The sequence below is a fragment of the Sutterella sp. KLE1602 genome (assembly GCF_001578585.1).
GTDB classification, from domain to species: Bacteria; Pseudomonadota; Gammaproteobacteria; order Burkholderiales; family Burkholderiaceae_F; genus Sutterella; species Sutterella wadsworthensis_A.
The window spans coordinates 1-9,107 of the sequence record NZ_KQ968495.1 but is presented as its reverse complement, the minus strand read 5'-3'; the positions used below and the strand labels follow the sequence as shown (position 1 = coordinate 9,107).

The following is a 9,107-nucleotide window of genomic DNA, read 5'->3' as shown; positions in this document are numbered from 1 at the left end:
GAAGACAGAGGTTTCCGCGCCGAATTTCTATGAACTGCAACGCCAATGCCTGCACGACCGCCGACGCCGGCGACGACGCAGGCCGATTTGCCCTCACGACGACCGCCCCCTGCTGCCGCGTCACCGAATACGGTCTGATGCGCGTCTCTGGCAAGGACGCCGTCACGTTCCTGCACGGCCAGTTTACGAACGCCGTCACGGGCCTCGCCGACGAAGTCCGCAATGCGGGCTACTGCACCCCGAAGGGCCGCCTTCTCGCCACGTTCCGCGTCTGGATGGACGGCGACGACGTCATGATGCTCGTCCCGAAGGCTGTTGCGCCCGCCTTCTTCAAGCGCCTGCGCATGTACGTGCTCCGCGCCGACGTGACCTTCACGTGCACGGGCGGCGACGTCGTCATGACGGGCGTTCCCGCCGGCGCCGAGGCCTTCCTCGAAACTGCGGGCCTGCCCGTCCCGGCGCCCAGCCGCGTCGTTCGCCACGACGGCCTCGTCATCGTCGACGCCGAACCTGCCTCCAAAGTCGAGGGCTTCTGCGCAGGAGGCCGCCGTGCGCTCATCATTGCCCCGAAGGACGACGCCCGCTTTGCCGACGCCTCGACGGACTCCGCCCTCTGGTGGGCCTCCGAAATCGCCGCAGGCAAGACCACCGTCTGGCCGGGCTCACGCGAACTCTTCGTGCCGCAGGCCGTCAACTACGAACTTTCGGGCGGCGTCGTCTTCAACAAGGGCTGCTACCCCGGACAGGAAGTCGTCTCCCGCGTCCAACACATCGGCGAGACGAGCCGCCGCGCCGCCTTCGGCCTCGTGGCCGGCACCGAGGCCCCGCTCCCCGGCGCTCCCGTATACTGCGACGGCGCCGAAGCCGGCTTCGTGACGCAGGCCGTCGCGGGCGAAATCTCGACCCTCGTCGCCTTCTCGTCCCTGCGCTCCGCCCTCACGGGCCGCCTCACGCTCACGCCCGAAGGCGCGCCGATCTCGATCCTGCCGCTGCCCTACAAGATCCCGTCCGCAGCCTGATCGCACTGATCCGCATTCGACCGGCGGCCGTCATCCCTCTGTGGTGACGGCCGCCTTTTCCTTCATGAGCCCCACCCTTTCTCCTGCGCAACAGACAGAATATGTTATGTCGGCTTATACGGAAGGCAAAATGGCAAATTCAACCGAGCCATCTTCCGGCTCCCTGCAGGGCGGCCGTGCCGTCCCGTGAGAGGGCTTCCTTTGGATGCGTCCGCGCAACATTCCGGCACCTGCGCCTGAGGGAAAACATGGTTTTGAGCGTTTTTCCAAATTTCCTCTGCTAGACTCAGACAGACAAGGCGGACACAGCGTTCCGCCCGCATGATTCACTTATTCCCAAGCCCATGCAGAAGACCCTCACGTTCACCATCACGCTCGACGAGATCGAGGCGGGGAAGGCGGCCGAAGTGCTCGCAGGGGCCGGACTGACACCCGAGGGCGTGATCCGCCAGCTTCTCGAGCGCACTGCACGCGAAGGTGTCGTGCCGCTGCGCAAGGGGCGTGCCCGTCCGAAGAGGACGGACGGTGGGGACGCAGGCGCGCACTTCGTGCAGGGCGACCTCTTCGCCCGTCCCGATCCCGCAGAGCCCTTCTACTCGTTCAATCCCCCTGCGGCCAAGCCCGAGACGCTTCTGCCCTCGCTCGTCACGCTGCGCGCCCTGCAGGACGCGCAGGCCAAGTTGCGCTGGCGTGAACGCGAGCGCGAAAGCGCCGACGGCTCGATGCTTCAGAGCGGCCCCGACGCGCCGCTCGAGCTTCTCGAAACCAAGCAGTTCCGGTTCGACAAGTCCCTCATCGTGGGCGACCCGAGGCGTTCCGCCATCATCGCCGCCCTTGAGGCGCTCTTCACCGAGCTCACGAACAGGCGCGTACCCGAGGGGCTGCGACCCGTCGGAAACGGCGACAGCCTCTATGCGGTCCTCGACGTAGAGAGCGCTCCGCTCGGCCTCATCCTCCAGATCGGCGGCGCCGAGATCTGCCTCGTGCGCTACGGTACGCCCGAAAGTCTTCTCGAGAATCCGCACGTGCTCGAACATTGATCCCGGATCCCGTCGTCCGCAAACAGAACGCCCAAGCAAAAGGCGCCGACTCCTCATTCGGGAGACGACGCCTTTTTGTTCCTTCAGAAGCTGCAGCCTCAGTCCTCGACCGTGACAGTCGTGCCCTCGTGACAGACGGTGAGCACTCTGGCGGCGAAGTCGGGCCAGGTCTCGCGGACCTTCGCGACGAAGGCTTCGGCGACGGCCTCGGACTTCGTGGCAGCGATCATGGTCGAGCCCGAGCCGCTGATGAAGAAGGTGGCGGCGCCCGCCTCGAGCGCCATGGCGCGCATGGCGTCGTACTCGGCGATGAGCGTGCGGCGGTAGGGCTCATGCAGGACGTCCGCGCAGGCGGCGCCCACCAGCGCCTCGTCGCCCGTCTCAAGGCCCCTCACCATCGCGATGGCGTGGGACATCGTGTGAACGGCGGCCGAGAGGTCGATGTCGCGCCTGACGATCCTGCGGGCCTCCTCGGTGCGGACCTCGTAGTTCGGGATCACGGCCACGAAGCGCCAGGCGGGATCGGGCGAGAACGGAACGGCGACGGCCCTGCCCTCGTGCATGAAGCTCGCCGTCAGGCCGCCGAGGAAGGCCGGCGCGGCGTTGTCGGGATGGCCCTCGAAGGCCGTGCAGAGTTGGAAGAGGTCGTCGGTCGTGAACGGATTGCCGAGCATCGCGTTGGCGGCGGCCATGCCGCCCGCAATGCAGGTGCTCGAAGATCCGAGACCGCGAGCGACGGGCACCTCGGAGTCGATCACGAGATGCACGGCGGGCACGGGACGGCCCGCCTTCTCGCAGACCATGCGGAAGCCCTGCATGACGAGGTTGTCGGCATTTCGGTAGGCCTCGGGACAGCCCTCGATCACGAGCTCGTCGGAGGGCTCGAACGTGAACTTCGCCTGCAGCGAGAGGGCCATGCCGAGCGAATCGTAGCCGGGACCGAGGTTCGAGGTCGAGGCGGGTACGCGGACGGTGACTTTCATGTGCGGCCTCCCCTGTCAGAATGCGCGCGCGACGGCCGCGCGGATGAAGTCGGCCATGCCCTCGGGACGCACGACGGCCTTGTGGAGCACGGGCATCGAGCGCAGCCCTGCAAGAGGCGCGGGGGCGTTTTCACTCGTGAGCCCGGAAAGCGCGTCCATGTATGCGAAGCCGTCGGGATCGCCTTCAAGCGGCCTGCCAGTGAGCGCGATGTAGACGTCGCGGCAGAACTTGAAGGGGCTCGCCGTCGAGAGCACCACGCACGGCACCGACCTGTCGGCGCGCTCGCGGGCGACCTTGAGGGCCACGGCGGTGTGCGGGTCGACGAGGCGGCCGTCCTTGCGCCAAGCCTCGCGGATCATCGCGGAGGTTTCGGCGTCGTCGGCCCAGCCGCACTTGAAGAGCGAGCGGATGCGCTCGAGCATCTCGCCCTCGACCCTGAAGACGCCCTCGTTCCTGAGGTTCTCCATGAGGCGGGCGATGAGCGCCGTGTCGCCCTCGGATGCGTAGTAGAGCATGCGCTCGAGGTTGCTCGAGATCAGGATGTCCATGCTCGGCGTGATCGTCTTCACGAACGGACGGTTGCGGTCGTAGACGCCCGTCGTCAGGAAGTCCGTGAGCACGTTGTTGGCGTTGCTCGCCACGATGAAGTGGCGCACGGGCAGGCCCATGCGGTACGCATAGTAGCCCGCGAGCACGTCGCCGAAATTGCCCGTCGGGACGCAGAAGTCGACCTTGGCGCCCTGTTCGACCTCGTTGGCCTCGACGAGCTGGCGGTAGGCGTCGAAGTAGTAGACGACCTGGGGCACGAGGCGGCCGATGTTGATCGAGTTGGCCGAGGAGAGTTCCACGCCTTCGTCGGCGAGCTCCTGCCTGAGGTCCGAGGCGAAGATCTTCTTGACGGTGCTCTGCACGTCGTCGAAGTTGCCCTCGACGGCGGCGACCGCGACGTTGCGGCCCTCCTGGGTCGCCATCTGCAGGTACTGGATGTCGCTCACCTTGCCATGCGGATAGAAGACCGTGATGCCGATGCCGGGCACGTTCATGAAGCCCGAAAGGGCGGCCTTGCCCGTGTCGCCCGAGGTCGCCGTCGCGATCATGACGCGGCGGCCCGTGTCCTTGAGCGCGGCGCTCATGAGCTGCGGCAGCATGCACAGGGCGACGTCCTTGAAGGCGGACGTGGGACCGTGATGCAGCTCGAGCAGGAATTCGTCGCCCACGCGGGTCACGGGCGTCACGGCGACGCTCGCGAAGTTGTCGGCATAGGCGCGCTCAATGCCCTCGGCGAGCTCGGTCTTCGTGAAGTCGGAGAGCAGGACCGAGAAGACGCGCAGCGCCGTCTCGCGGTACGTGAGGCCCTTGAGCATGTCGGGCGTCAGGACGCAGGTGAGGAGCTCGTCGCTCACATAGAGGCCACCGTCGTCGCACAGGCCCTTGAGCAGGGCTTCGCGGGCATTCACGCCGTTTTCAAGGCTTCTCGTGCTGTGGTAGATCATGGAGGAACTTCTCCGAAATTTGGGAACAATCGGTTCATTGTGGCACAAAGCCTGCAAAAAAACCGCGTTTCACCTCAAGGCTAAAGCCTTCTAGGGCATTTCACCTAAGACATGCGCCCGAAGACGCTGGCAGAATAATCCGATATGATGCATAAGTGGTGTTTTCCGCTCAGGCTTCAATCCTGAAGCGTGAGCGAATCGCCCTTCACGAAAACGGAGCCCCAATTGAACATCGGACTGCTTGGATACGGAACCGTCGGCCGCACCGTGGCCGAACTTCTGGACGAGCGTGACTGCGGGATCAGGATCAGGCACATTCTGCGGCGACCCGGCCACGCGGACGGCCCCCTGATGACCGACTCGTTCGAGGCCGTGCTGAACGACCCCGAGGTCACGTGCATCGTCGAGGCTCTCCCGGGCCGCGACCCCGCCCTCTCCTACATCCGCGCCGCGCTTGCGGCCGGCAAGCACGTCGTCACATCCAACAAGGCCGCCGTGGCCGCCGATCTCAAGGGACTCGCCGAGCTTGCCCGCGCCAACAACGTCTCGCTTCTCTTCGAAGCGAGCTGTGGAGGCGGCATGCACTGGGTCGAGATGATCAAGAAGACCGCCCGCTTCAACGAGGTCTCCGACGTCTCGGGCATCCTCAACGGCACCTGCAACTACATGCTCGACCACATGGAGAGGAGCGGCCTCTCCTTCGAGGAGGCGCTCGCACGCGCCCAGGCCCTCGGCTACGCCGAAGCCGACCCGACGGCCGACATCACGGGCGCCGACGTCCGCAACAAGGCGATCATCTCCGCCTCGCTTGCCTACCGCACCCCCGTCGTGAGCGATATTCCGACGGCGGGCATCGTGGGCGTGACGAGCGGCATCATCGCCGCGGCCCGCGAGCGTGGCCGCAGCCTCCGCCTCATGATGCTCAGCGAAAGGCGCGGCGATCGCTACGCCGTCGGCATCGTGCCGGTGCTTCTTTCCCAGGACGAAATCGCCGCACACGTTCACGACAACCTGAATTACGGCCGCATCACCGGCGACGTGGTGGGCGCCCTCTCGATCGTCGGGCAGGGCGCGGGCGGCAGGCCCACGGCCGACGCCATGATTCAGGACCTGATTTCCCTCGGACGCGGAGAGACCGGCAGGCCGGTTCTCGACCGCCCCCTGACGTACGACCCCGCCCTGCTCTGCGGCACAGGCCACTTCCCGGACGAAGTCCTTCCGGGACGCCCCCTCGCCGAGCTCATCGAGATCGCGCGTCAAAAGCAGTCCTTCCTTGCCTTTGAACCTCAGGCCACGGAGTAATCCAACATGATCAAAATCACCAAATTCGGCGGCTCGAGCGTCGCCGACGCCGAACAATTCAAGAAAGTCAAGGCCATCATCGAGGCCGATCCGTCCCGACGATTCGTCGTCTCCTCGGCCTCCGGCAAGCGCTTCAAGGGTGACAACAAGATCACCGACCTGCTCTATCTCTGCCAGGCCCACGTGACCTATCACGTCGACTATCTGCCGCTCTTCAACATGATCGCCGACCGCTTCCGCAGCATTCGCGACGAGCTCGGCCTGAAGGTCGACATCGAGACCGATCTCGCGAAGATGCGCGACAGCCTTCCCGAAATGTCCGTCGACGAAATCGTCAGCCGCGGCGAGTACTTCACCTCCCGCCTGATGGCAGACTACCTCGGGTTCCCCTTTGTCGACGCCACCGACGTTGTCTGCATCAACTTCGACGGCACCTTCAACTTCAACGAAACCACCGAACGCCTCAAGGAAATCCTCAAGAAGCACGACCGCTTCGTGATGCCCGGCTTCTACGGCCGGCTTCCCGACGGCCACGTCCGCGTCATGAGCCGCGGCGGCTCCGACATCTCGGGCTCCATCCTCGCCCGCTGCATCCAGGCCGACCTCTATGAGAATTGGACCGACGTCTCCGGCTTCCTGATGGCCGACCCGCGCATCGTCGAAAATCCCCGCAACATCGAACAGATCACCTTCTCCGAGCTGCGCGAGCTCTCCTACATGGGCGCGAGCGTGCTTCACGAAGACGCCGTCTTCCCACTGCGCGAGAGGAACATTCCGATTCAGGTCCTCAACACCAACCGCCCGCAGGATCTGGGCACGATCGTGCGCGACAAGATCCCCGCCGACCCGACGGCTCCGCTCGTCACCGGCATTGCAGGCAAGAAGGACTTCGTCTCCATCGAAATCTCGAAGAAGAACATGTCCAACCGCGTTGGCTTCGTGCGCGAGGTGCTCTCCATCCTCGAGTCCTACAACGTCTCGGTCGAGCATCTGCCTTCCGGCATCGACAGCTTCTCCGTCGTGGTCGCCAAGGCCGACGTGAAGCAGAACGTCTACGAGATCATCGCCCGCATCCAGGAGGCAATGAAGCCCGACTCCATCCGCCTCACCGAGCCCTTCGCGCTGATCGCGACGGTGGGCCGCAACATGAACTCCCGCCCCGGCACCTCGGGCCGTCTCTTCGCCGCCCTCGGCAAGGCCGGCATCAACGTCCGCATGATCGCCCAAGGAAGCGCCGAGCTCAACATCATCGTCGGCGTCGAAAACAAGGACTTCAACCGCGCCGTCGCCGCCCTTTACGAAACCTTTGCCGCTGAAGCCAAAGAAGTCAGGGCCCAGCAGGCTCAGAACGCTTGACAGGAGACAATCATCATGGCCAGCTACAAAGTCGGCATTCTCGGCGCCACGGGCGCCGTCGGCGAACAGATGCGAATCGTCCTCGCCGAACGCAAGTTCCCCATCTCCGAACTCCGCCTCTTCGGCTCCGCCCGCTCCGCAGGCAAGGTGATCAACTACGAGGGCCAGGACATCGTCGTTCAGGAAGCCAGCCTCGAGGCCTTCAAGGGCCTTGACCTCCTGCTCGGCGCCGCCGACAATCCCGTCGCCAAACAGTTCCTGCCCGAAGCCGCGAAGATGGGCATCCACGTCGTGGACAACTCCAGCGCCTTCCGCCTTGATCCCGATGTTCCGCTCGTCATCCCCGAAGTGAACCCCGAGGACGTGAAGCTCTCCAAGGGCCTCATCGCAAACCCGAACTGCGCGACCATCATCGGCCTCACCGCCGTCAACTCGCTTCACCGCCACGCCCGCATCCGCCGCATGGTCGTCTCGACCTATCAGGCCGTCTCCGGCGCAGGCAAGGCCGGCATCGACGCCCTTGAGGCCGAAGTCAAGGCCGCCAACGGCCAGCGCGCCGAAGGCTCCTGCTTCCCCTATCCGATCGCCTACAACCTGATCCCGCAGATCGGCGGCTTCAACGAAATGGGCTACTCCTCGGAAGAGATGAAGATGCAGAACGAAGGCCGCAAGATGCTCCACGACGAGACCATCCGCTTCGCCTGCACCTGCGTGCGCGTGCCCATCATCCGCTCCCACTCCGAGGCCATCACCCTTGAGTTCGAGAACGACATCACGCCCGACAAGGCCCGCGAGCTCCTCGCCGAAGCTCCCGGCGTCGTCCTCTGCGACGATCCGAACAACGGCCAGTACCCGATGCCGCTCCTTACGAGCGACCAAGACCTCGTCTACGTCGGCCGCGTGCGCCGCGACCTTTCCGCCGACGCCGCGTCCTTCAACCGCTCGCTCACGCTCTTCTGCTGCGCCGACCAGGTCCGCAAGGGCGCCGCGACGAACGCCGTTCAGATCGCCGAGCTCATCTTCGGCCTGAAGTGACCCGCACCTGAGACCTGCTGAGTCCACGGCCCGTCTTCCACTGCGAAGGCGGGCCGCTTCATTTTCACGCATGCGAAACGGCGCCCCTCCGGACAGGAAGGACGCCGCGGCTTGATCCTAAAAGCAAAAGTTGCATGACACGCAAGAAGCTTTCCTCACCCCTCAGAAAACGAGGCGCATCATGCGGTGCGGGATTCCTGCCTCGTCGAACTCGTCGCCGAAGGGCTCGAAGCCGAGGCGCTCATAGAACGGCATGGCCTGCACCTGTGCGGCGAGGTGCACGTCCTTCATGCCGCGCGCCTTCGCGCGCTCGAGGACAGTCTTCATCACGGCCTCGCCGATGCCGCGGCCGCGGAAGGGACGGAGTACCGCGACGCGGCCGATGCGACCGTTGTCGAGCAGCCTTGCGCAGCCCGTGACCATGTGCCTTGCGTCGAACGAAATGAAGTGCTCGGCCGTCTTGTCGTCCTCGTCGAACTCCAGCTCGCGGGGCACCTTCTGCTCCGCGATGAAGACCATGGCGCGCACGCGCTCGGCCTCGTGCTGATAGGTCTTCCAGTCGCCGTGGACGATATTGGGTGCGGTCTGCATGAGTTGTCTCCTCGAATAATCGTGACTGCTCCCCGTCCGATTTGCCAACAAATCGGGCGAGGCTTCCTGCTTCTTCAACACAGCCCGGACGATCGTTCGGGTCTTACATGTCTCCACAGGCTTTGGCTCGTGACGTTACGAGCGCAAGACGGTCAGCCCAGCCGCCTTCAACATTCTTATGCCTTCCTGCTTGATGTTCAGGGAGGCGTTTAAGTCGCGGTCATGTTGTGCGCCGCAATGCGGACACGTCCACCTGCGGGTTGCAAGGCTCAATTCCTTGAGCTTGT

General features: G+C 64.8%; 9 protein-coding genes. 5 read left to right on the top strand and 4 right to left on the bottom strand.

What is annotated here, in order from left to right; genetic code table 11:
• Together HMPREF3036_RS01760 and HMPREF3036_RS01755 are read left to right on the top strand one after the other, a co-directional pair.
• Positions 1–1,019 (top strand): CAF17-like 4Fe-4S cluster assembly/insertion protein YgfZ (locus HMPREF3036_RS01760; protein ID WP_231853545.1); only part of this gene is annotated, 1,019 nt, incomplete at its 5' end.
• A 344-nt stretch (positions 1,020–1,363) separates the two neighbouring features.
• Complete coding sequence (locus HMPREF3036_RS01755; RefSeq protein WP_005436455.1) at positions 1,364–2,059, top strand: hypothetical protein; 696 nt, start codon at positions 1,364–1,366, stop codon at positions 2,057–2,059.
• Positions 2,060–2,157: 98 nt separating this feature from the next.
• Here HMPREF3036_RS01755 and thrB read toward each other — a convergent pair whose 3' ends face one another.
• Positions 2,158–3,042 carry a homoserine kinase gene (gene thrB / locus HMPREF3036_RS01750; protein ID WP_062331069.1) on the bottom strand — a complete coding sequence of 295 codons (885 nt, stop codon included), beginning with the start codon at positions 3,040–3,042 and terminating at the stop codon, positions 2,158–2,160.
• Positions 3,043–3,057: 15 nt separating this feature from the next.
• Positions 3,058–4,536, bottom strand: a complete 1,479-nt coding sequence (gene thrC, locus HMPREF3036_RS01745; RefSeq protein ID WP_062331066.1) for a threonine synthase — start codon at positions 4,534–4,536, stop codon at positions 3,058–3,060.
• A 225-nt stretch (positions 4,537–4,761) separates the two neighbouring features.
• Here thrC and HMPREF3036_RS01740 point away from each other — a divergent pair, with 225 nt between their 5' ends.
• The 3 genes from HMPREF3036_RS01740 to HMPREF3036_RS01730 are packed head-to-tail and all read left to right on the top strand — an operon-like array spanning position 4,762 to position 8,229.
• On the top strand, positions 4,762–5,838 hold the full coding sequence (locus HMPREF3036_RS01740; protein ID WP_062331063.1) for a homoserine dehydrogenase: 1,077 nt from the start codon (positions 4,762–4,764) through the stop codon (positions 5,836–5,838).
• A 6-nt stretch (positions 5,839–5,844) separates the two neighbouring features.
• Positions 5,845–7,194: an aspartate kinase gene (locus HMPREF3036_RS01735; protein WP_005436462.1), complete on the top strand. Its 1,350-nt coding sequence runs from the start codon at positions 5,845–5,847 to the stop codon at positions 7,192–7,194.
• 15 nt (positions 7,195–7,209) lie between these two features.
• Positions 7,210–8,229 (top strand): aspartate-semialdehyde dehydrogenase, encoded by a 1,020-nt coding sequence (locus HMPREF3036_RS01730; RefSeq protein WP_005436469.1) that lies wholly within the window; start codon positions 7,210–7,212, stop codon positions 8,227–8,229.
• A gap of 162 nt (positions 8,230–8,391) precedes the next feature.
• Here HMPREF3036_RS01730 and HMPREF3036_RS01725 read toward each other — a convergent pair whose 3' ends face one another.
• Entirely contained in the window at positions 8,392–8,820 is a 429-nt protein-coding gene (locus HMPREF3036_RS01725) for a GNAT family N-acetyltransferase (protein WP_005436479.1), read from the bottom strand.
• 135 nt (positions 8,821–8,955) lie between these two features.
• On the bottom strand, positions 8,956–9,093 hold the full coding sequence (locus tag HMPREF3036_RS11460) for a transposase (protein WP_231853546.1): 138 nt from the start codon (positions 9,091–9,093) through the stop codon (positions 8,956–8,958).
• Positions 9,094–9,107: the final 14 nt, after the last annotated feature.